Source organism: Methylobacterium sp. 2A (genome assembly GCF_009806555.1).
Lineage (GTDB): Bacteria > Pseudomonadota > Alphaproteobacteria > Rhizobiales > Beijerinckiaceae > Methylobacterium.
This window is the reverse complement of record NZ_VUOK01000054.1, coordinates 107,766-129,258: the sequence shown is the minus strand read 5'-3', so window position 1 is coordinate 129,258 and position 21,493 is coordinate 107,766. Positions and strand designations below refer to the sequence as shown.

The 21,493-nt window shown below is 70.7% G+C and carries 19 protein-coding genes; 13 read left to right on the top strand and 6 right to left on the bottom strand.

Features of this window, described 5'->3' with window-relative positions:
* The first annotated feature begins 223 nt into the window (after positions 1–223).
* The 5 genes from FVE89_RS24155 to FVE89_RS30665 all read left to right on the top strand — a co-directional run bounded on the left by FVE89_RS24155 (position 224) and on the right by FVE89_RS30665 (position 4,841).
* Positions 224–748 carry a (2Fe-2S)-binding protein gene (locus FVE89_RS24155; RefSeq protein ID WP_161392729.1) on the top strand — a complete coding sequence of 175 codons (525 nt, stop codon included), beginning with the start codon at positions 224–226 and terminating at the stop codon, positions 746–748.
* Complete coding sequence (locus FVE89_RS24150; RefSeq protein ID WP_161392728.1) at positions 745–1,752, top strand: xanthine dehydrogenase family protein subunit M; 1,008 nt, start codon at positions 745–747, stop codon at positions 1,750–1,752. Before FVE89_RS24155 ends, FVE89_RS24150 begins: the two co-directional genes overlap by 4 nt.
* An 8-nt stretch (positions 1,753–1,760) precedes the next feature.
* A complete protein-coding gene (locus FVE89_RS24145; RefSeq protein WP_161392727.1) occupies positions 1,761–4,013 on the top strand; it encodes a xanthine dehydrogenase family protein molybdopterin-binding subunit in 2,253 nt (750 codons plus the stop codon).
* Positions 4,014–4,182: 169 nt separating this feature from the next.
* Positions 4,183–4,620, top strand: coding sequence for an EamA family transporter (locus tag FVE89_RS24140; RefSeq protein WP_161392726.1), 438 nt, complete (start codon positions 4,183–4,185; stop codon positions 4,618–4,620).
* A gap of 65 nt (positions 4,621–4,685) precedes the next feature.
* The gene (locus tag FVE89_RS30665) at positions 4,686–4,841 is read left to right on the top strand and encodes a hypothetical protein (RefSeq protein ID WP_202131038.1); all 156 of its coding nucleotides are present in this window, start codon (positions 4,686–4,688) and stop codon (positions 4,839–4,841) included.
* An 11-nt stretch (positions 4,842–4,852) separates the two neighbouring features.
* Here the strand turns inward: FVE89_RS30665 and FVE89_RS24135 are convergent, their stop codons facing one another.
* From FVE89_RS24135 to FVE89_RS24120, 4 genes are all read right to left on the bottom strand, one after another.
* Positions 4,853–6,796: an oligopeptide transporter, OPT family gene (locus FVE89_RS24135; protein ID WP_161392725.1), complete on the bottom strand. Its 1,944-nt coding sequence runs from the start codon at positions 6,794–6,796 to the stop codon at positions 4,853–4,855.
* 410 nt (positions 6,797–7,206) lie between these two features.
* On the bottom strand, positions 7,207–7,887 hold the full coding sequence (locus FVE89_RS24130) for a glutathione S-transferase family protein (RefSeq protein ID WP_161392724.1): 681 nt from the start codon (positions 7,885–7,887) through the stop codon (positions 7,207–7,209).
* Between the two features lie 73 nt (positions 7,888–7,960).
* Entirely contained in the window at positions 7,961–9,355 is a 1,395-nt protein-coding gene (locus FVE89_RS24125) for a M48 family metalloprotease (protein WP_246731164.1), read from the bottom strand.
* Between the two features lie 92 nt (positions 9,356–9,447).
* Entirely contained in the window at positions 9,448–10,281 is an 834-nt protein-coding gene (locus FVE89_RS24120) for a thermonuclease family protein (RefSeq protein WP_161392722.1), read from the bottom strand.
* Between the two features lie 592 nt (positions 10,282–10,873).
* On the opposite strand from FVE89_RS24120, the gene FVE89_RS24115 reads away from it, so the two are divergent.
* The 4 genes from FVE89_RS24115 to FVE89_RS24100 all read left to right on the top strand — a co-directional run bounded on the left by FVE89_RS24115 (position 10,874) and on the right by FVE89_RS24100 (position 15,513).
* Positions 10,874–11,281: a helix-turn-helix transcriptional regulator gene (locus FVE89_RS24115; RefSeq protein WP_161392721.1), complete on the top strand. Its 408-nt coding sequence runs from the start codon at positions 10,874–10,876 to the stop codon at positions 11,279–11,281.
* Positions 11,282–11,542: 261 nt separating this feature from the next.
* A complete protein-coding gene (gene metK / locus FVE89_RS24110; RefSeq protein WP_161392720.1) occupies positions 11,543–12,721 on the top strand; it encodes a methionine adenosyltransferase in 1,179 nt (392 codons plus the stop codon).
* 155 nt (positions 12,722–12,876) lie between these two features.
* Positions 12,877–13,620: a tRNA (guanine(46)-N(7))-methyltransferase TrmB gene (locus FVE89_RS24105; RefSeq protein WP_202131037.1), complete on the top strand. Its 744-nt coding sequence runs from the start codon at positions 12,877–12,879 to the stop codon at positions 13,618–13,620.
* A 177-nt stretch (positions 13,621–13,797) separates the two neighbouring features.
* The gene (locus tag FVE89_RS24100; protein WP_161392719.1) at positions 13,798–15,513 is read left to right on the top strand and encodes an HWE histidine kinase domain-containing protein; all 1,716 of its coding nucleotides are present in this window, start codon (positions 13,798–13,800) and stop codon (positions 15,511–15,513) included.
* Here the strand turns inward: FVE89_RS24100 and FVE89_RS24095 are convergent, their stop codons facing one another.
* Positions 15,514–16,362, bottom strand: coding sequence for a hypothetical protein (locus tag FVE89_RS24095; RefSeq protein WP_161392739.1), 849 nt, complete (start codon positions 16,360–16,362; stop codon positions 15,514–15,516).
* Between the two features lie 303 nt (positions 16,363–16,665).
* Between FVE89_RS24095 and FVE89_RS24090 the strand changes: the two genes are divergently transcribed.
* The 4 genes from FVE89_RS24090 (at position 16,666) to FVE89_RS24075 (ending at position 20,369) form a co-directional block, all read left to right on the top strand.
* Positions 16,666–17,265, top strand: coding sequence for a superoxide dismutase (locus tag FVE89_RS24090; RefSeq protein ID WP_161392718.1), 600 nt, complete (start codon positions 16,666–16,668; stop codon positions 17,263–17,265).
* A 359-nt stretch (positions 17,266–17,624) separates the two neighbouring features.
* Complete coding sequence (murJ, locus tag FVE89_RS24085; RefSeq protein ID WP_161392738.1) at positions 17,625–19,151, top strand: murein biosynthesis integral membrane protein MurJ; 1,527 nt, start codon at positions 17,625–17,627, stop codon at positions 19,149–19,151.
* A 70-nt stretch (positions 19,152–19,221) separates the two neighbouring features.
* Complete coding sequence (locus FVE89_RS24080) at positions 19,222–19,899, top strand: haloacid dehalogenase type II (RefSeq protein ID WP_161392717.1); 678 nt, start codon at positions 19,222–19,224, stop codon at positions 19,897–19,899.
* A gap of 143 nt (positions 19,900–20,042) precedes the next feature.
* Positions 20,043–20,369, top strand: a complete 327-nt coding sequence (locus FVE89_RS24075) for a hypothetical protein (protein WP_246731162.1) — start codon at positions 20,043–20,045, stop codon at positions 20,367–20,369.
* 198 nt (positions 20,370–20,567) lie between these two features.
* Here the strand turns inward: FVE89_RS24075 and miaA are convergent, their stop codons facing one another.
* On the bottom strand, positions 20,568–21,488 hold the full coding sequence (gene miaA / locus FVE89_RS24070) for a tRNA (adenosine(37)-N6)-dimethylallyltransferase MiaA (protein WP_161392715.1): 921 nt from the start codon (positions 21,486–21,488) through the stop codon (positions 20,568–20,570).
* Between the last annotated feature and the right edge of the window lie 5 nt (positions 21,489–21,493).

Here is a 21,493-nt window from a genome sequence, read left to right as displayed (position 1 = left end):
ACGAAACCCCGCTTCCGTTTGCCCGCGCCCTGGGCCTATGCCCTTTGCCACGCCGCATGATGGGCCAAAGTCGAGCTTAGCCGAGGCAGGGCCGGGGCGGCAATGTCGGAGGAGGCGACGGGTCCCTGAGCCGTCCGATCCGAGATCGAGAATCTCTGCTTGGAACGGGCTCAGATTGGAATGGTTATCGACCGAACCTGCCGCCCCGCACCATGGACACGCCATGCTCCTCGAGAAACAGCCGCCCGTGTCGGCGGATACGCCCATCGGCATCACGCTGACGATCAATGGACAGCGGCGTGACCTTCAGGTCGCCCCCTGGACCACGCTGCTCGATCTGCTGCGCGAAAAACTCGATCTCACCGGCACCAAGAAGGGCTGCGACCACGGCCAGTGCGGCGCCTGCACGGTGCTGGTGAACGGCACCCGGGTGAATGCCTGCCTGACGCTCGCCGTGATGAAGGACGGCGCCGAGATCACCACGGTGGAAGGCTTGGCGAGCCTCGGCGCGAGGGCGGGCAGCAACGCCCTCCACCCGATCCAGGAGGCGTTCACCGAGCACGACGCCTTCCAGTGCGGCTACTGCACGCCGGGTCAGCTCTGCTCCTCGGTCGGCCTGATGAACGAGGGCCACGCCCACACAAGGGACGAGATCCGCGAGGCGATGAGCGGCAATATCTGCCGCTGCGGCGCCTACACCAACATCGTCGACGCCATCGAGGACGTCATGCAGGGGGGCGCCCGATGAACCGATTCGACTATGTCCGCGCCGGCACGGTGGCGGAGGCGGTGCAGGCTTTCGGAGCCGGGGCACGCTTCATCGCGGGCGGCACCAACCTGATCGACCTGATGAAGTACGATGTCGAGAAGCCCGGCCGGCTGATCGACATCACCCGCCTGCCCCTCGACAAGATCGAGGATCACGGGAACGGCCTGCGGCTCGGGGCGCTCGCCACCAACGCCAAGGTCGCCTACGACGACCGCGTCGCGGCGCGCTATCCGCTGCTGCGCAACGCCATCCTGGCGGGCGCCTCGGCGCAGCTGCGCAACGCGGCCTCGACCGGCGGAAACCTGCTCCAGCGGACCCGCTGCTACTATTTTTACGACACGGCCACCGCCTGCAACAAGCGCGAGCCCGGCTCCGGCTGCCCGGCGATCGGCGGGATGAACCGCATCCACGCGATCTTCGGGACGAGCCCGCACTGCATCGCCACCCACCCCTCCGACATGTGCATCGCGCTGGCCGCCCTGGAGGCGACCGTGCAGGTGAGCGGGCCGCAGGGCGAGCGCACGATCCCCTTCGCCGAGTTCCACCGCCTGCCAGGTGACACGCCGGAGAAGGACACCAATCTCGCCCCCGGCGAGATCATCCTGTCGGTGGATCTGCCGGAGAGCCAATTCCCGCAGCACTACACCTACCTGAAGCTGCGCGACCGGCTGTCCTACGCCTTCGCGCTGGTCTCGGTCGCGGCGGCCCTCGAACTCGACGGCGACCGGGTGAAGACCGCCCGACTGGCGCTGGGCGGCGTCGCCCACAAGCCCTGGCGCAACCGCGCGGCCGAGGCCCTGCTGGAAGGCAAGCCCGCCACCCGCGAAAGCTTCCAGGCGGCGGCCGACCTCATCGTCTCCGAGGCGAAGCCGCAATCGGAGAACGGCTTCAAGATCGATCTCGCCCGGCGCGCCATCGTGCGCGGCCTCGAACAGGCCGCCGCCGGCACGCCCCAGTCGCTCAGCGACAAGCGCATCCAGTAGGCCCCGCCATGACTCAGACCTTCAGCTCCACCGGCCGCGACACCTTCGTCGGGTCCCCGCGCAGCCGCATCGACGGTCCCGCCAAGGTCACCGGCCTCGCCAAGTATGCGGGCGAGTTCGCCGCCCCCGATCTCGCCTACGGCGTCGTGGTGTCGAGCGCCATCGCCAAGGGCCGGATCGTGGCGATCGACTCCGCCAGGGCCGAGGCGGTGCCGGGCGTCCTCACGGTGCTCACCCACGAGAACCGGCCGCGCACTGCGTGGCGGGACAAGAACTTCCAGGATCAGGTGGCGCCCCCCGGCTCGCCGTTCCGCGCCCTCTATGACGACCTGATCGCGTTCAGCGGCCAGCCGGTCGCCCTGGTGGTGGCCGAGGATTTCGAGACGGCGCGCTACGCGGCCTCGCTCGTCCACGTGACCTACGCGGCGCAGGAGCCGGAGACCGACCTGGGGGCCCTGCGCGGCAGCGCCTACGAGCCGCCCTACAAGCGCCAGGGCATCAAGCCGCCGCCGGAGCCCTGGGGCGATGCCGACAAGGCCTTCAGCAGCGCGCCGGTGCGCGTGCAGGGCGCCTACAGCCTCGCCGACGAGCACCACAACCCGATGGAGCCGCACGCCACCACGGTGGTGGTCGAGGCGGACGGGACCTACACGGTCTACGACAAGATCCAGGGCGTCTCGAACAGCCACCAGTACCTCGTCAACGTGTTCGGCCTGAAGGCCGATCAGGTCCGGGTGCTCAATCCCTATCTCGGCGGCGGCTTCGGCTCAGGCCTGCGCCCGCAATACCAGGCCTTCCTGGCCATGCTGGCCGCGCAGGAGCTGAAGCGCTCCGTGCGGGTGACCCTGACCCGCGACCAGATGTGGAGCTTCACCTACCGGTCCGAGGCGCTGCAGACGATCGCGCTCGGCGCCGAGCCGGACGGCACGCTGACGGCTCTGCGGCACGACGCCGTCCAGGGCACCTCGCAATACGAGGATTATCAGGAGGTCGTCGTCAACTGGTCGGGCGTTCTCTACAAATGCGACAACGTCGCGCTCGACTACCGGCTGGTGAAGCTCGACACGCCGACGCCGGGCGACATGCGCGCCCCCGGCGCAGTCACGGGCGTGTTCGCCATCGAGACCGCCATGGACGAACTCGCCTACGCGACCGGGATGGATCCGATCGCGCTGCGGCTGAAGAACTACGCCGAATCCGACGCCACCGCCGAGGGCAAGCCCTTCGGCTCGAAGGAGCTGCGGCGCTGCTTCGAACTCGGCGCCGAGCGCTTCGGCTGGGCGAAGCGCAAGCCCGAGCCGCGCTCCATGCGGGAGGGGAAGGAACTGGTCGGCTGGGGCGTGGCCACCGGTGTCTGGGAATCGATGATGATGCAGTCGAGCGCCATCGCGACCCTCACCCCCGACGGCCGCCTGACGGTCGGCAATTCCACGGGCGACATCGGCACCGGCACCTACACGATCCTCACCCAGATCGCCGCCGACACCCTCGGCCTGCCGATGGATGCGGTCACCACCAAGCTCGGCGACACCCGCCTGCCCGAGGCCCCGGTCGCGGGCGGCTCGTGGACGGCGGCCTCCTCGGGCACCGCCGTGATGAAGGCCTGCCGCAACGTCGGCGCGCAGGTGTTCAAGCTCGCCCGCGCCATGGAGAACTCCCCGCTCGCCAATGTCGACTTCGAGCGGGCGGTGTTCTCGGACGGCCGGATCGCGGTGGCGGGCGACCCGAGCCGCAGCGTCTCCCTGGTCGAGGTGCTGCAGGCGGCGGGCGTCGACAAGGTCGAGGCCGTCGAGGAGGCCGGCCCCGACAAGGACTTCAACCAGAAATACGAGGCCTACACCCACTCGGCCATCTTCGCCGAGGTGAAGGTCGACGCGGAGTTGGGGCAGGTCCGGGTGACCCGCATCGTCTCGGCGATCGCGGCCGGGAAGATCCTGAATCCGAAGACCGCCCGCAGCCAGATCCTGGGCGGCGTCGTGATGGGGATCGGCTCGGCGCTGGAGGAGGAATCGATGCTCGATCACCGGATCGGCCGGTTCATGAACCACAATCTCGGCGAGTACCACGTGCCGGTGAACGCCGACATCTACGACATCGACGTGATCTTCGTGGACGAGGAGGACAAGGCGAACCCGCTCGGCGTGAAGGGTCTCGGCGAGATCGGGATCGTCGGCACCGCGGCGGCGATCACCAACGCGGTGTTCCACGCCACCGGCAAGCGGGTGCGCCACCTGCCGATCACCGTCGACAAGCTGCTGTGACGGTAGCGTAGCGGCTGTCGCGTCCGCCACCCTGTGATGCAGAAGCCGCCGCGCTCACAGCGCGGCGGCTTTTCTGTAGGGTATGCCATCCGCCCGGATCGCCCGGTCGATCCGCTCGCCCGGATGGCGGTGCGTCCGAGAGCCCGAAACGAAGCCGTATGAGATCCTCGTGAGCCACCTGCTGCAATCCTGGCGCTTCTGGGCGCTCGCCGCGGCGGGGTTCGCGGCACTCACCGCGATCCTCGCCAAGCTCGGGGTCTCGGGCGTCCCGTCGGATGTCGCGACCCTGGTGCGCACGGCGGTCATCCTGATCTTCGCCGGTGCGATCGTCGTCGCTTCAGGCCAGACGGGCGGACTCGCGCAGATGTCCGGCCGCAGCCTCGTGTTCCTGATTCTGTCCGGTCTCGCCACCGGGGCGTCCTGGCTCTGCTACTTCCGGGCCCTGTCGCTGGGCGATGCCGCCCGGGTCGCGCCCCTCGACAAGCTCAGCGTCGTGCTGGTCGCGCTCCTCGGCGCCACCCTGCTCGGCGAGACCCTGAGCCTCGCCGCCTGGATCGGGATCGCGCTGATCGCCGCCGGGGCCGCCCTCGTCGCCTCCGGCTGGTAACGCCGCACACCGATCCGTTAACCCGACCGGCCCATTCTGGCGATGCCTCGCGAAAGGGCACCGCCATGGATTGGGTCTACCGCGGCTTCGAGACCTCGCTGCTCGGTCTCGCCCTGTGTCTCGGCCTCGCGGCCTGCCTGACCCTGGGCGCCGACAGAGCGCCGCACGGGGCGCTCGCGATTACCCTGCCGATGCTGTCCGTGACCGCCCCGGCGCCCTGAGACGCCGCGAGTCACGCCGCGTTCCGCACCGTGTAGCGGTAGGCTCCCGCGCCGAGCCCGAGGAACAGGAGCAGCCCGACGATCAGCGCGGGACCGCCGCTCCCCTCCGCGACGAGCGCGAGCGGCGCCTCGCTGCCCGACAGGTAGACGATGAGCGCGTAGACGACGCCCCACAGGCTCTCGCCGACGATCAGGCCCGTGGCCGTCAGCGTCCCGAGGCGCACGGCCCGCTCCGGATCGGCGCCCCCGCGCGCCCAGCGGTTGTACAGGGTGCCGATCACCGCGCCGGCGATCAGGAGCAGGACCAGCTTCATCGGCAGGTAGATCCCGAGGGCGACCGCCAGGGGCGGCAGGCGCAGCCACCGCAGACGGCCCAGGCCCTCGTCGAGGACCACCAGGACGAGGCCGGCGGCGGCGCCCCAGCCCAGCATGCGCCAGTTGGCCGAGCCGGTGAGCACGCCCTTGGCGAGCGCCGAGATCAGGCCGGCCTGCGGCGCGGCCAGCGCGTTCGGGCCGGCGCCAGGGGCGCCGACGAAGCCGAAGCTCGATCCGAGCAGGTTCAGGACCGGCGGGATCACCAGCGACCCGGCCACCACGCCGATCACCAGGGCGACCTGCTGCTTCCACGGGGTGGCGCCGACCAGCTGGCCGGTCTTCAGATCCTGCAGGTTGTCGTTCGCGATGGTGGCGATGCCGAAGATGATCCCGGTCACGGCCAGCGCGTAGGCGACCAGGGCCGCCGTGCCCTGCGGGTCCCCGGCGCGCCCGAACAGCCACAGCAGGATCACCGCGCTCGTCAGGACGGCCAGGATGCCGACCCCCGACACGGGCGAGTTGGACGCGCCGATCAGCCCGGCCATGTAGCCGGTCACGGCGGCCACGCCGAGCCCGACTCCTAGGATGAGCACCAGGGCGCCGCCCACCAGGGGCAGGGTCTGCCCCTCCAGGGGCGTGCCGGCCAGCACGCCCCACAGCAGCCCCGCGATCGGTACCAGCAGGCCGAGCGCGACGAGGATGACCGCGGTGATCGGCAGGTCCTGCTCCTCCAGCGCCAGCGTCCGGCCTTCGCCCCGGGCCCGGCGGGCCGCGAAGGCGGAACGGATGCCGCCCAGCACCGGGGCGGCGATCCGGATCAGCGTCCAGACTGCCGCGACCCCCATCACGCCGGCCCCGAAGAAGCGCACATCCTGGCGAAAGACCGCGCCGGTCCAGCTCTCGAGATCCGCCCCCGGCACGCCCTGCGCGGTCAGCAGCGGCACGAGGCCGCCCCAGGCGATCACCAGCCCGAGGCCCATCGCGGCCCCGACCGAGGGGCCGACGAGATGCCCCACGCCGATCAGCGCGAAGGACAGATTGCCGGCGATGCCCGTCGCGCCCGCGCCGACCCGGAACCAGTACCCGGCGGTGTCGAGCACGAGCCGGGTCTGCGCCAGGGCCGCGAATCCCGCCGAGACGAGGCTGTTCCAGGCCAGCAGGCGCAGGCCGAGGGCGCTGTCCGCCTCGCCGGTGCGGCTGCCCGAACCCACCACCAGCACCTCCGCGGCGGCGCGGCCTTCGGGGAAGGGCAGGTCGGACTCGACCACGAGCGCCCGGCGCAGCGGAACGGAGAACAGCACGCCGAGGACGCCGCCGGTGAGGGTGATGCCGGCCGTGGTGAGCCACGGGAAGCCCTGCCACCAGCCGACCATCACCAGCCCCGGCAGGACGAAGATGATGCAGGCGAGGTTGCCGGCCGCGGACGCGATGGTCTGGACGATGTTGTTCTCCTGCACGGTGACGCCGGGCAGGTGGCGCAGCACCGCCATCGAGATGACCGCCGCGGGGATCGAGGTCGCGAAGGTGAGCCCGACCTTGAGGCCGAGATAGGCGTTGGCGGCGGTGAAGAGCAGGGTGAGCACCCCGCCGAGCACGAGGCCGCGGAGCGTCAGCTCGGTTTGTTTCGTCGGATTGGACATGCGGAACGGACTCGCGGACACGATTCCGTCAATCTACGAATGGCAGCGTGGCCGTGACAACCGGACCACGCACCCATTCCATGGAACCGCCCAGCATGACTTGGAATCGGGTCCGATCTTCTCCGAAAGTACAAAGATTTGAATAACCGGCCGCTTTCCAACAATCGCGGATCCAAATATTTAGTCTTGAGGGCGTTTAAATTCTACTTGAGCATGTCATCGGCATGGCGCGAGAGAATGTTTTCGATCTGACGACTCGCCATCGAAAATCAGGAGTCCGATAGGGCGAACCCTTGCGCGGGGCCAGCGCAGAGCCCCGGAGACCCCGTCGGGGCTCCGCGCTCGGCACCCGCGAAGGGCGAAGCCGTGTGAAAATCCTGAACCGCCGGTCGGGCTCGGATGATCGTCCGTCAGGCGGCACTCTGCGTGGCGGGGAACATGATGCGTCGCGCCTCGTCGTCCATCTCGGCCTTGAAGCTGTGCCGGGTCTTCAGGGCCTCGGCGGCCTGGGCCGCCGGCCGGGCGTTGATCGTATCGAGAAGGCGCTTCACGTTGGGAAGGCCCTCGAAAGCCTCCTCGCCGAGCACGAACGGCACCATCCGGGCCCAGCCCCAGGCTGCCATGTCGACGATCGTGTAGGTCTCGCCCAGGATGTAGGGCCGGTCCTTCAGCCGCTGGTCGAGGATGCCCCAGTGGCGGCGCGCCTCGTAGGTGTAGCGCTCGGTGGCGTAGGCGCCCCCGTCCCGCGCGAAATGGCGGAAATGCACGCACTGGCCGGAAAACGGCCCGATGCCGGTGGCCACGAACATCAGCCAGGACAGCATCTCGCCCCGGACCGGCTCGCCCTCCGGCAGGAACAGGCCGGTCTTGCCCGCGAGGTAGAGCAGGATCGCGTTCGAATCGAACACCGTGACGTCGCCGTCGACGATCGTCGGCACCTTCCCGTTCGGGTTGAGCGCCAGATAGGCGGGGTCGAACTGCTCGCCCTTGCGGGTATCCACCGGCACCGGCTCGTAGGGCAGGCCCATCTCCTCCAGGCAGAGGGCGACCTTCATGGGATTGGGGCTGAGATTGTAGAAGAATCGAATCACGGCGCTCTCCCTGAACGACCTCGGAAGGATCTCCGGGGCCGCGTTCCGCACAAGCCGCGACCGCGCAGGGCCGCTATTCCGTCACGATCTTGTAGCTGCGGCCCGGCACCAGTGAGGCGCCCCGCTCCAGCCCGTTGAGGACGAGGAAGCGTTCGAGCGCCCGGTCGGGCACCGCCATGCGGCGGGCGAGCTCCTCGGCGCCGGGCGCGGTCGCCTGCACCACCTGCAGCCGCAGGGGGCGCAGGACCGCCTCGTCGGGCGCGATCGACCCGAGGGTCGCGGTCCAGCGGCGGAAGGCCGGGTCGGGATCGGTCGCGCCCTTGGCGGCCATGATCATCCGGTAGGTCGAGTCGCCGACCCGGATCGCCGCGAGCCGGAAGGTCCATTCCTTGCCCCTGGACAGCGCGAAGGCCGCCGGGTGGCCGGCCACCTCCCGGGTCTCGAAGCCCGCCGGATCGAACGCGTCGTTCCAGCTCGCCTTCAGCACGGCGTCGAGGGGCTGGCCGTCCTTGGCCTCGATCTGGTCGAACAGCAGGCGCCGGTTGCCGTCCGGAGTCGTGCCGAGGACCGCCGAGCGGGTGTTCTCCAAGGCGAACCCGTCCGGCACCTCGAAGGCGATGCCGAGGCCGGGATGGATGAAGCGGTGGCCCCGCACCGCGCCGTCGCGCGGGTTGTCGCCGTAGGCGAGCCCGTCCACCGCGGCGAGGTAGCCGGCCCGGTCGTCGGTGCCGATGCCCGGCGCGCCGATGCGGCGGGCCGCCCGGGTGACCTGCGCGACGCGCTCGGCGGTGCCCGGATGGGTCGCCAGCATGTCGGGCTCGGCGGCGCTGTTGGCCTTCAGCCCGGTCGAGCGGTTGAGGGCGGTGAGGAACCGGCCCGCCGCGAACGGATCGTAGCCGGCCTTGGCGAGCGTGCGCACGCCGGTGGCGTCCGCCTCCAGCTCCTGCTCCCGGGAGAAGCGGGCGAGCGCGAAGCGCGACTGGTTCTGGAGCTGCGCGCCGGTATCGGGGTCGTTCAGCACGTCCCGCACGACCCGGCTGACCAGCGCCGAGCGCAGTTCCAGCTCGCTGCGGGCGGTGGCGTGGTTGAGGGTCACGTGCGCCATCTCGTGCGCCAGCACGGCCGCCACCTCGGAGGTGTCGCTCGCCAGCGCCACCAGCCCGCGGGTGACGTAGAGCCGCCCGTTCGGCAGCGCGAAGGCGTTGACCACGGGGGAATCGAGGAGCGTCACCACGTAGGTCTGGTCCGGCCGGTCGCTCGCCTTCACGAGGCGGTCGGTCACCTCCGTGAGCATCCGCGTCACGTTGGGGGCACGGGCCTCGCCGCCGAAGGAGGCGACCAGCTTGAGATGATCCGCATCCGCGACGCGCTCGCGGCCGGTGGTCCGCGGCGCCTCGACGGGGACCCGCACCACGGCCGGCTGCACGGTCGCGGCGGTCTGGTCGGCCACGCAGGCACCCAGGAGCATGCTCAACAAGGCCGCGGCACAGGGCGCCGCCGACCTCGGCGAGACACGGTCCGCCCATCGAAAGAATCCCCCCGTGATCCCGCCCATCGCGATCAGCGCCGCAGCCCCCGTTCCGTCTCCGGGCCGGCCTCGGGCCGGTCCGCCTCGCCGAGGACCTCGATGGCGTCGGCCCCGGCCTCCAGGGTCGGACCGCGCCAGATTTCCAGGACGCCGCGCACCCGCACGGGCCGGCCTTCGAGCGAGGCTGCACTCAAACCACGGGCACGCACCCTTCGCCAAGTGCGTTTCGATACCGTCACCGTGAGCGCGTCCGTGCCCCGTATGCCGAAATCGAGATAGGCCCGGTTGCTGCGCGCGCCGACATGGCGCAGCCGGCCCTCCACCACCACGAAGCGGCCGGCGAGCGCCCGCAGCGCCGGACCATCGGTCGCGGCGGGTAGGGGCTCGCGCCACAGGCCGAGCCGTTTTGCCCGCGCGGCCGCCTCGACCAGATGCAGGGCCGGGCGGCAGAGCGAATCGGCCTCGTTCGCGTCCGCAAAGGCCAGCCCTTCGCCGATCAGGCCGCCCGCGAGATCCTCATCGCCCTCCGCGCGCTGAATATCGGCCCGCTCCCGGCCCCAGCGGTCGCGCTGCCCCCGCGGCGTCAGCGTGAGGGCGGTGCCCCGCCGCGCGTCGAGCCAGGCCTGCGCCGCCGCGGCCATATCCGGCGCATCCGGCCAGCGCAGGGAATCGAGCACCGCCCGGGCCCCCGAGGCAAGGCGGAGTTCGCCCCGGAGTCCGATGCCCTCCAGCACCTCGGGGCGCGACGGGCCCGCCGTGCAATCCGCCGCGCCGCCCCGCGGTGCCGCCCACGCGGTGGCCACGCCCGCCCAGGCGGCCAGAAGCGCGGTCCCGATCCGCTTCGCCGATCCCGCCGTCCCACGCATGCGATACCCCGGGACATCATGCGCCGTGGAAAGCGCCTGTCCACCGGCGTGCGGTTGGCCTGCGACGGGGGAAATGCTATGGAGCCCCCGGTTGTCTCCGTAGCTCAGCTGGACAGAGCACAGGTTTCCTAAACAGGTTCAATTGGGCGTCGCGCCGGGAAACCGCGCGGCGGATCCGCTCAAAGTCGGGGAAAGCTTCCGGCGCCGGCGCCTGTCGTCCGGCACCCTGCCGATCCCGAGCCAAGCCCGCCCGGCGCATCCGCGCTCCGCGGGAAGGTGTAGAGACTAGACGGGCGGCACCTAAAGCCCGGACGCGAGTCCGGTCCAGGGTGAAGGGATAGTCCAGGCCACGAACGCGGCTCTCGGGTCGCGGCGGCGAAAGCCGAAGTGGTATGAAACCTGGGGTCGCAGGTTCGAGCCCTGCCGGGGACGCCATCATTCCGCATTCGGGCATTCCGCATTCGGGGACGCCGCACAGCTTGCGGCGTAAGCGGATACTTCACCCTGTGGATCGTCCACCGGTGACAAGATGTCCGGTCCGCGCTAAGCTTTGCCGCCAGGAATCGTGGCAAGGGGGTGGGCGAGCTTCTTCATGGCGGGTCAGAAAACCGATCAGCGCGACGTCTATGTCGGGCAGCGCATCGCTGAGCAGCGGCGGAAGGCATCCCTCACGCAGCGCCGCGTCGCGCAAAGCTTCGGTATGTCTGCTGCTCAGCTTCAGAAGTACGAGAAGGGCACCAACCGGATCAGTGCCGTCCATCTCGACATCTTCTCCCGGATGACCGGCGTGCCGATGGATTACTTCTTCAAGGGCATGCCGCGGACCGACGACTTCGTCGCCCCCGGCTTCGGCGAGCGCGAGCAGGCTCCCCTGTCCGACAGCGGGCTGAAGGGGCTGGCCGAGGTCGTGGGCCGGCACATCATCGAGAATTGCTCCGAAGAGACCCGCCGCAACGTCGCCGACGCGATCCGGGCGCTGGAGAACAAGCTCGGCAGCTAAAGCATCGTCCCGAAAGCTGGTCGCTGGCTTTCGGAAACAAGATGATGCGGGAACCAGAACCTCGAGCATCGTACCGATTCTGATCTCCGGAACGGTGCTCTAGGTATTCGGCACCGGCCGTTTTTTCGCTCGCATCGTCCGTTATAGCGGATCCGTTCGGCAATCCGTCTTGACCGGACTCAGGTCGGGTGCGAGAACCCCGACCCCAAGAAGGGTCAAGCGCCGCGATTGCGCCGGCGTGCTCTGCAGCCGAGGCCATCCATGCCGCGTTCCAACTACCTGTTCACCAGCGAGTCCGTCTCCGAGGGGCACCCGGACAAGGTCTGCGACAGGATCTCGGATACCGTGGTCGATGCCTATCTGTCGGCGATGCCTGAGGCGCGTCTCGGCGTCGAGACGCTGGCCACCACCAACCGCATCGTCATCGCCGGCGAGGTGCGCGGGCCGGATTCGGTCACCTTCAAGGATCTCGAAGCCCTGACCCGCGAGGCGGTGAAGGATATCGGCTACGAGCAGGCGGGCTTCCACTGGAAGAACAACGACGTCGCCATCCATCTGCACGCGCAGTCGGCCGACATCGCCCAGGGCGTGGACGCGGCCGGCAACAAGGATGAGGGCGCGGGCGACCAGGGCATCATGTTCGGCTACGCGGCCGACGAGACCCCGGAGCTGATGCCGGCCCCGATCTTCTACGCCCACCGGATCCTCAAGGACCTCGCCGACGCCCGCCGGGCCAAGCAGGGCGATGCCGCCAAGCTCGGCCCCGACGCCAAGAGCCAGGTGACGGTCCGCTACGAGAACGGCCGGCCGGTCGAGGTCACGCAGATCGTGCTCTCGACCCAGCACCTCGACGAGTCCCTGGACTCGGCGGACGTGCGCGCCATCGTCGAGCCCTACATCCGCAAGGCCCTGCCGGAGGGCTGGGTCAACGAGGGGACCGTCTGGCACGTGAACCCGACCGGCAAGTTCGTGATCGGCGGCCCGGACGGCGATGCCGGCCTCACCGGCCGCAAGATCATCGTGGACACCTACGGCGGTGCGGCCCCCCATGGCGGCGGCGCCTTCTCGGGCAAGGATCCGACCAAGGTGGACCGCTCGGCCGCCTACGCGGCCCGCTACCTCGCCAAGAACGTCGTGGCGGCCGGGCTCGCCCGGCGCGCGACGATCCAGCTCGCCTACGCGATCGGCGTGTCGAAGCCGCTCTCGATCTACGTGGACCTGCACGGCACCGGGAACGTCGACGAGGCCAAGCTCGAAGGCGTGCTGATGGACGCCCTGGACCTCTCGCCCCGCGGCATCCGCACGGCGCTCGGCCTCAACAAGCCGATCTATGCGCGCACTGCGGCCTACGGCCATTTCGGCCGCGCCCCGGAGGCCGATGGCGGCTTCTCCTGGGAGCGGACCGACCTCGCCGACAAGCTGAAGTCGGCGCTGGCCTGAGCCGCGCGCAGTCTGGTTCCAGACGGTCGAAACCTTTTGCGGGTGCAGGGCTCAAGCTCTGCTGTCAGGCTCCGCCCCGACGACCCGCCAAAGGGCTCGCGCCCCTTGGAAACCCTTCGCTCTTGCGCTGAACGGGCCGAAACCAAGTCGTTGCCATGTCTGAGATGAGCCGGCCGCCCGGTCCCTCGGCCGAGGAGCCGGAGCGCGCCTTCTTCGGCCGGCGCAAGGGCAAGCGCCTGCGTGGCGAGCAGGAGCGGCGCCTCGCCGAGCTGCTGCCGAACCTGCGCGTCACCCTGCCGCCGGACGACAAACCCCTCGATCCGCGCACGCTCTTCCCCGCCCCACCCGAAGCGGTCTGGCTGGAGATCGGCTTCGGGGGCGGGGAGCACCTCGCCGCGCAGGCCGCGGCCCATCCCGACACCGGCTTCATCGGGGCCGAGCCCTTCGTCAACGGCGTGGTGAAGCTTCTCGCCGCGATCGAGGCGCGGTCCTTGCGCAACATCCGCATCCGCGACGAGGACGTGACCGCCCTGCTGGCGCGCCTGCCGGATGCGTGCCTGGACCGGGTCTACCTGCTCTATCCCGATCCCTGGCCGAAGCGGCGCCAGCGCAAGCGCCGCTTCGTCTCGGACGCCTCGCTCGCCGAGATCGGCCGGGTGCTCAAGGATGGCGGCCTGTTCCGCTTCGCCAGCGACATCGACGACTATGCCGGCTGGACCCTGGTCCGGGCCGCGCGCTGCCCGGTCCTGACCTGGACGGCGCGGGCGGCGTCGGACTGGACGAAACCCTTCCCGGGCTGGCCCGGCACCCGCTACGAGGCCAAGGCGCTGGCGGCCGGACGGCGGCCGACCTACCTGGAATTCGCCCGCCTGCCGCGCGGCTCCGGAACCTCCGCCTGACGCACGCCCGGCTTCCCCTTCGGCCGTCCAGGCTCTAAGCCCGCAGGGACGGGGCACCGCAATTCCGGGGGATCACCTTGCCACGGCCACGCTCGGGCGCCATCCTGATCCGGTCGCGACGGGCGAGGGGCCATCTCCTGCGTGAGCGCGCTGGGGCGCGTTCGAGGATTCGTCCAAGTGAGTGAGTGGGTGGGCCAGGGCCCGGCGGCGGACGACCCGTATCGCACCGGCTTCGACGAGGCCGCGATCGGCCTCCTCGTGCTGTCGGCGGACGAGACCGTGATCGCCGCCGCCAACCGGACCCTGCACGATCTGATCGGCTGGGCGCCCGGCACCCTGGTCGGCCGGGCGGTGGCCGACATGCTCGGCGAGGAGCCCGGAGGGCTCCAGACCGGCCTTCAATTCTGGCGGCGCGCCGATGGCAGCAGCCTGGACGTGCGGGTGCGCCGGGCGGGCCGTACCCTCGTGGTCGAATCCGTCGACGTCGACACGGCCGCCCATTCGGAGGCCAACAGCGAGGCGCTGACCGCGGCCGGCCTCGGGGAATGGCGCTGGGACAGGGCGACGGGCCTCCTGACGCTCTCGCGCCGCGCCGCGCGGATCCTGGGCCGGCCGCCGGGCCGCTCCGTGTCCTGGGAGGAGCTGAAGTCCAGCCTGTCGGAGGCCGAGCACGCCCGCCTCAGCGCGCTCATCGCCGAGGCGGGTTCGACGGGTTCGCCCTACCAGTTCGACACGCCCATCACGGTCACCGGGCGCACGGTGATCCTGCGGGTCCGGGGGCAGGCGGTGCCGGGTCCCGACGGCCGGCCCCTCAGCATGGTCGGCGTCATCCAGGACATCACCACCCGGGTCGAGGCCCGGGACGAGATCCTGTCCCGCGACCAGCGCCTGCGCGTCGCCACCACGATCGCCAAGCTCGGCATCTTCGAGTGGCACATGCTCGAGGACCAGGCGATCTGGGAGAACGAGCACATGTACGAGATCTTCGGGCACGCGCCCGAGGACGGCACCATCGGCAAGGCCGAGTTCCTCAACGACATCCTCCACCCGGAGGACCGGCCGGCGGTGCGCAAGGCGATCTCGCGGGCGCTGCGGGAGGACGGGATCCTGCAGATCAGCGGCCGCATCCGGCGCAAGTCGGACGGCGCGTGGCGCACGATCGACATGGCCGGCCGGTTCGAGCGCGACGCCCCCGGCCGCCTGCCGCGCCGCCTGATCGGGGTGGTGGCGGACGTGACCGACCGGCGCATCGCCGAGGAGCGCCAGAGCCTGCTCATCCGCGAGCTGCACCACCGGGTGAAGAACACGCTCGCCACCGTCCAGGCGATCGTGGGCTCCACGGCGCGCACGGCATCGAGCATCGAGAGCTTCTACGAGGCCTTCGTCGGGCGCATCAAATCGCTGGCCCACACCCACTCGGTGCTCACCGAGGACACGTGGCAGATGGCCTCGCTGGAGAATCTCCTGCTCAACGAGCTGAGGCCCTACGCGGAGGTGACCGCGGAGGGGGGCGCCGAGGGCCGGATCAGCCTGTCGGGGCCGGCCATCGATCTGCCCTCGGAGATCGCGGTGCCGATCGGGATGGCGATCCACGAACTCACCACCAACGCCGCCAAATACGGGGCGCTCTCGAACCGGACCGGGCGGGTCGCGGTGGACTGGACGCTGGAGCCCGGCGGGCCCGCCGGGATCCTGCGCTTCTGCTGGCGGGAGACCGGGGGGCCGCCGGTCGCGCCGCCGAGCCGCCAGGGTTTCGGCTCGCGGCTGCTCCAGCGGGTGCTGATCGCGCAGGTCCAGGCCGAGGTGACGACCGACTATGCCCCCGGAGGCTTCGCCCTCACCATGCGGGCCCCGATCCCGCCGCGCAACGACAGCCTCAACCCGCTGGTCTGATCAGGCGGCGCCTCGGGTGCCGGATTCGCCGCCGCCATCCACGAAGGCCTTCAACTCGTCGAGGGACGCGAAGGTGAACCGGCCCTGCGGCGTCTCCGCCTCGATCGAGCCGTTCTCGAACATCACGTAGGTGTTGCCGCCCGAGGCGTAGCGCCCGACCACGGTGCGCGCCTCCGGATTCGGCGCTGCGGGCGCCGGCTCCGGCGCAGGGGCCGGATGTGCGGTCGGTGCCCCCTCCGGCTCCGCCGGGGCTTCGGGCGCGGCGAACAGATCGTCTTCCGGGGCGATCACGCCTGCCGCCGGGGCCGGCTCCGGCCTGGGCGCCGCCGGCTGGGGAACTTCGAGCCTGGGGGGCTCTCTCGGCGGAAGGATCGGTCCGCGCGGGATCGCCGGCGGCGCGGGTGGGTTGGGCGTCAGATCGGCCCGGACCGGCTTCGGCAGATCAGCCGGCACAGGCGAAGCCGCCTCCGGCCGGAGATCCAGGTTCGGCTCGATCCGGGGGCGCTCGGGATCGAAGGGCGGCTCCACGACCGACGGCACGATGAAGGCCGGAGCCGCGGGCAGGATCGGCGGCCGGCCCCGGCCCTCGTCGGCTGCGCTCGGCACGGCGATCGGCGCGGCTTCGCGCGGGCCGGATATCGGGATCTGCGCGATCGCCCGCGCGACGCGCCGGAAGCTGATGGCGAGCACGCCGAGACCGAGCAGGACCGCCCCCGAGGAGGCCGCCACCGAGCCCGCGATCACCATCGCGAGTCCGCTCTCCAGACGCACATAGGGGAAGCCCTGGATCACGGCGGCGCAGCCCCCGATGATCATGGCGGCGGCGAGCGCGAACAGCGCAGCGATCATGAGACTCTCTGGCACGTGCCGGCTCCCCGCCGGCCCTCAAGGCGTGCCGCACAGTAAGCCCTGGCCGCTAGATTGCAAAACCGGATGGCGAGATCGCACGGGATAGCGCACGCCGCCGGTTGTCTGCCGGCGGACTCATACGGCCCAGCGGCCTTCGTTCCTGGGACTTCCCGCGCGGCTGGCCCGGAACGGCGTTGCCGTCACGCGGCGCTCGACTTACCTAGCGGTCTCTCGACTCGGGAGCCCCCGCCGGGGACGAGGCTGCCCCCTGCCAATGTTCTTTGCCAAGCGGAGACAGACGCGATGACCTTCACCCTGCCGGAACTGCCCTACGCCTACGACGCGCTCGGGCCGTACATGTCGAAGGAAACCCTCGAGTTCCACCACGACAAGCACCACAAGGCCTATGTCGATACGGGCAACAAGCTGCTCGAGGGCACCGATCTCCAGGGCAAGAGTGTCGAGGAGATCGTGAAGGCCGCCTACAACACGAATCAGCCGCTCTTCAACAACGCCGGCCAGCACTACAACCACATCCACTTCTGGCAGTGGATGAAGCCGAACGGCGGTGGCGCGATCCCCGGGGCGCTGGCCAAGAAGATCGACGAGGATCTCGGCGGCGCCGAGAAGTTCAAGGCGGACTTCATCCAGGCGGGCGTCAGCCAGTTCGGCTCGGGCTGGGCGTGGCTCGCCGTGAAGGACGGCAAGCTCGCGATCCTGAAGACCCCGAACGGCGAGAACCCGCTGGTTCACGGCGCCAAGCCGATCCTCGGCGTGGATGTGTGGGAGCACTCCTACTACATCGACTATCGCAACCGCCGGCCCGACTACCTCAAGGCGTTCATCGAGAACCTCGTGAACTGGGAGCACGTGGAGAAGATGTACGCCGAGGCGACCGCCTGAGGCGTCCAGCCGGTGCCGCGGATCCTGGACCCGCGGCACCCTTGAGATGGCCGATGAAACCGGCTCTTGATGCGCGCATCGCCGGATGATCCGGTGCTGAAGGGTTCGGCCATTCCCCTGCAATCGACATCAGCGACGTTTCCGCTGTGCACCCTTCCCCCTCTGCGGGGGAGGGTGGCCCCTGCGTCGGCAGGGGTCGGGAGAGGGGAGCGACGTTTCGGGAAAGGTCGCGAGGCGCGTCATAGCCTGAACCGTCGCGCTGCCCCCCTTGCGGGACTTCGTCCCGGCCCCCCCCGCTGCGCAGGGTACCCTCCCCCGCAGAGGGGGGAGGGGAGCCGCGGAGCGTGGCGCCCCAACCCATGATCCGCTCCATCCTCTCGGTCGGCGGCTGGACCCTGGTCTCGCGCGTCACCGGCTTCGCCCGCGACGTGGTGATGGCCGCCGTGATGGGCGCGGGGCCGATGGCCGACGCCTTCGTGGTGGCGTTCCGGCTGCCGAACCATTTCCGGGCGATCTTCGGCGAGGGCGCGTTCAACACCGCCTTCGTGCCGGCCTATGCCGGGCTCGCGGAGGCGGGTGCCCCGGGGGACGCGCATCGCTTCGCGGACCGCGTCTTCACCCTGATGCTGATCGTGCAGCTCGTGCTGCTGAACATCGCCCTGCCGGCGATGCCCTGGGTCGTGCATGCGCTCGCGCCGGGCTTCGCGGAGGACGGCGAGCGCTTCCGGCTCGCGGTGGCGCTGACCCGCATCACCTTCCCGTATCTGCTGTTCATGACGCTGGTGACGCTGCTGTCGGGCATCCTCAACGCCCACCGGCACTTCGCCGTGGCGGCGGGCGCTCCGGTTCTGCTCAACCTCGCGATGCTGGCCGCCCTGGGGTTGAGCGTCCTGTTCCCGAACGCCGCCTACGCGGCCGCCTGGGGCGTGGCCGTCTCGGGCGTGCTCCAGTTCGGCCTGCTCTGGTGGGGCTGCCGCCGGGCCCGGGTGATGCCGGGTCTCGCGGTGCCCCGGGCAGACCCGGCCCTGAACCGTTTCTTCGCGGTGCTCGGGCCGGCGGTGATCGGCTCGGCCGGCTTCCAGATCGCGGCCTTCGCCGACACGATCATCGCGAGCTGGCTGCCGACTGGGGCGGTCTCGGCGCTCTACTATGCCGACCGGCTCTACCAGCTCCCGTTCGGGGTCATCGCTATCGCGGCCGGCACGGTGCTGCTGCCCGAGATGAGCCGCCGGATCGCCGCCGGGGACGTGGCCGGGGCGCATGCGGCGCAGAACCGGGCGGCGGGCTTCTCCCTGGCGCTCTCGGCGCCGTTCACGGTGGCGTTCCTGACCATCCCGGATCTGATCATGGCGGCCCTGTTCCAGCGCGGCGCCTTCGGGGCGGAGGATGCCGCCCGGGCGGCCTCGGTGCTCGCCGCCTACGGCTTCGCGTTGCCCGCCGTGGTGCTGGTGCGCAGCGCGACGGCGAGCTTCTACGCCCGCCAGGACACCAAGACCCCGCTCTGGGCTTCGCTGACGGCGATCGCGGTGAATGTCGCGCTCAAGCTCTGGCTCACCGGCCCCTACGGTGTCACCGGGCTGGCGCTCGCCACGGCGGTCGCCCAATGGGTCAACCTGATCCTGCTGCTGGTGCTCGCCAAGCGCCGGAACTGGACGGCGCCGGGGCGCACCCTGGGGCTCACCGTCGCCGGAGTCGTGCTCGCCTGCCTCGGGCTCGCGGCCGTCGCGATCTACGGCCAAGGCGTAGCCCAGGCGCTGGTGCCGACCCTGCCGCACGGGCGCGAACTCGTCGTGCTGGTGCTGCTCGGCCTGGCCGGCGCGGTGGTCTATGGCGGCCTGCTGGCAGGATTGCTGCACCTGTTCGGCCTGCGCCTGCGCCGGGCGTGAGAAACAGGTCGGGCTCGCCGCGGCGCGGTCCCGGCCCCAGATCGGGCGGGAGCACCCAGAGAGGAACGCCATGACCGACGCATCAGGACCGCTCGCGGGCGTGAAGGCCGCCGTGTTCGACGCCTACGGCACGCTGTTCGACGTGAACGCCGCGGTCCAGCGCTACGCCGATGCGGTGGGGCCGGACGCCGACCACCTGTCCGAGGTCTGGCGCAACAAGCAGCTCGAATACAGCTGGACCCTGGCGCTGATGGGCCGCTACGCCGCCTTCTGGGACCTCACCGTGCGGGCCCTCGATTACGCGCTCGCGCTCCATCCCGGGGTGGATCCGGGTCTGCGGGAGCGCCTGCTCGACGCCTACCGCGACCTCGACGCCTATCCGGAGGTGCCGGGCGTGCTGGCGTCCTTACGCAAGCGCGGCATCCGCACCGCGATCCTGACCAACGGCAACGCCGCCATGGTCGACCGGGCGGTGGCCTCGGCGGGGCTCGCCGACCACCTCGACGCGGTGCTGTCGGTGGACGACGCGCAGGTGTTCAAGACGCACCCCGACGCCTACCGGAGCGCCCTGACGCGGCTGGCGGTCGGCGCAGGCGACGTGCTGTTCTGCTCCTCGAACCGGTGGGACGTGGCGGGGGCGACCGCCTTCGGGTTCCGCACCGCCTGGGTGAATCGCAAGGGGCTGCCGGAGGAATATGCCGACCTCGCCCCGGCCTCGGTCGTGGAGAGCCTCGACGGGTTGCTCTGAACCGTGTCGGCGCCCCGGATCGTCCGGTTCATCTGGGACACGATCGAATTGGGCCGCTTCGGGGATTTTTAATCCTCCCGGTGTTGGATCGTGCTCAACACGAACGGGAGATGTTGCGCGTGTCCTTCAACGGTTCCTTCACGATGATTCGCGCCGGGGCCGCCGCCCTCGCCGCGACCCTGGTGCTCGGGGCCGTCGCCCCGGCCGCCGCCCGCGACCATACCGGCGCCATCGTGGGCGGCCTCGCGGCCGGCGTGGTCGGCGGCGTCGTGGGCAGCGCCCTCATCAACGGCGCCAACAACCCGCCCCCGCCCCCGCCGCCGGAGTACCGTCCGCGCCGCGTCGTGGTCGAGGAGCCCGAGCCCGTCGTGATCCGCGAGCGCCGCGGCCCGATCTGCCACTACGAGCGCCGCAAGGAATGGCTCGGCGACGGCGAGTTCACCTACCGCCGCGTCGAGGTCTGCGAGTAGGAGGGCTGCCGGTTCTGTGCCTCTCCCGCCCCCTTTGCGGGGGAGGGGCCTCGGACGAGGATGGCGCAGACGGCACTGGACCGCTCGATCCTGCGCCACCCTCCATCCACCTCCTCCTCGCGAGGGGAGGAGCGCGCGTCTTCCCGGCCGATGGGTGGTGCCGTATCCCGCAGAGCGGACAGGGGCAGAGCGGCACGCTCAAAGCTCAGCCGCCGCCCCCTCCGGACTCATCCAGCGCCAGTCCTCCCCCATCTGGTGGCGGAACCACGTGAACTGGCGCTTGGCATAAGCCCGCGTATCCGCCTGCCCGCGATGGATCGCGTCTTCGAGACGGATCGCCCCGTCGAGGTGAGCGATCAGGCCCGGCACGCCGTGGGCCCGCATCACCGGCAGCATCGGATCGAGCCTTCGGGACCGCAGGCGCGCGACCTCGTCCAGCGCACCCTCCGCGATCATGGTCCGGAACCGGGCGTCGATACGGGCCCGCAGCTGTTCGCGGTCGGGCGCCAGGAAGATTCTCTTGAGATCCCATCCGGCCAGCGGACCGGGAACGGGATCGCCGTAGAAGCTCGCGATCGGGCGTCCCGTGGCGAGGACGATTTCAAGGGCGCGCATCACCCGCATCCGGTCGCTCGGGCGCAGGCGGGCCGCGCCTTCGGGGTCGTGTCGGGCGAGGTCGGCGTGCAGCGCCTCGGTGGGACGCCCCTCGGCCGCCTCCCGCACCTGCGCCCGCACCGCCTCGGGCACGGGCGGCAGCTCCGAAAACCCCTGCTCCAGCGCCCGGAAGTACAGGCCGGTGCCGCCGACGAAGACCGGCAACCGCCCGTCGAGCGTCCGGAGCAACGCTGCCGCATCCCGCGAGAAATGCCCCAGCGAATAATTCACGGCGCCGTCGACATGGCCGTAGAGCCTGTGCGGCACCCGGGCTTCCTCAGCCGGATCGGGCCGGGCGGTCAGGCGGCGCAGATCCGCGTAGACCTGCATGGAATCGGTGTTGATGACCACGCCGCCATGGCGCTCCGCCAGCCGGGCGGCGAGTGCCGACTTGCCCGACGCGGTGGGCCCTGCGATGAGGATCGCCGCCGGGCGCCCCCCGGATTCCTCCCGGTCTGACGGCAAGGCGA

Excerpts from the sequence above, each read along its gene's own strand:
- FVE89_RS24155 (WP_161392729.1), top strand. The coding sequence starts at position 224 with ATGCTCCTCGAGAAACAGCCGCCCGTGTCGGCGGATACGCCCATCGGC.
- FVE89_RS24150 (WP_161392728.1), top strand. The coding sequence starts at position 745 with ATGAACCGATTCGACTATGTCCGCGCCGGCACGGTGGCGGAGGCGGTG.
- FVE89_RS24145 (WP_161392727.1), top strand. The coding sequence starts at position 1,761 with ATGACTCAGACCTTCAGCTCCACCGGCCGCGACACCTTCGTCGGGTCC.
- FVE89_RS30665 (WP_202131038.1), top strand. The coding sequence starts at position 4,686 with ATGGATTGGGTCTACCGCGGCTTCGAGACCTCGCTGCTCGGTCTCGCC.
- FVE89_RS24135 (WP_161392725.1), bottom strand. The coding sequence starts at position 6,796 with ATGTCCAATCCGACGAAACAAACCGAGCTGACGCTCCGCGGCCTCGTG.
- FVE89_RS24125 (WP_246731164.1), bottom strand. The coding sequence starts at position 9,355 with ATGCTCCTGGGTGCCTGCGTGGCCGACCAGACCGCCGCGACCGTGCAG.
- FVE89_RS24120 (WP_161392722.1), bottom strand. The coding sequence starts at position 10,281 with ATGCGTGGGACGGCGGGATCGGCGAAGCGGATCGGGACCGCGCTTCTG.
- FVE89_RS24115 (WP_161392721.1), top strand. The coding sequence starts at position 10,874 with ATGGCGGGTCAGAAAACCGATCAGCGCGACGTCTATGTCGGGCAGCGC.
- metK (WP_161392720.1), top strand. The coding sequence starts at position 11,543 with ATGCCGCGTTCCAACTACCTGTTCACCAGCGAGTCCGTCTCCGAGGGG.
- FVE89_RS24105 (WP_202131037.1), top strand. The coding sequence starts at position 12,877 with ATGTCTGAGATGAGCCGGCCGCCCGGTCCCTCGGCCGAGGAGCCGGAG.
- FVE89_RS24095 (WP_161392739.1), bottom strand. The coding sequence starts at position 16,362 with ATGATCGCTGCGCTGTTCGCGCTCGCCGCCGCCATGATCATCGGGGGC.
- FVE89_RS24090 (WP_161392718.1), top strand. The coding sequence starts at position 16,666 with ATGACCTTCACCCTGCCGGAACTGCCCTACGCCTACGACGCGCTCGGG.
- murJ (WP_161392738.1), top strand. The coding sequence starts at position 17,625 with ATGATCCGCTCCATCCTCTCGGTCGGCGGCTGGACCCTGGTCTCGCGC.
- FVE89_RS24080 (WP_161392717.1), top strand. The coding sequence starts at position 19,222 with ATGACCGACGCATCAGGACCGCTCGCGGGCGTGAAGGCCGCCGTGTTC.
- FVE89_RS24075 (WP_246731162.1), top strand. The coding sequence starts at position 20,043 with ATGATTCGCGCCGGGGCCGCCGCCCTCGCCGCGACCCTGGTGCTCGGG.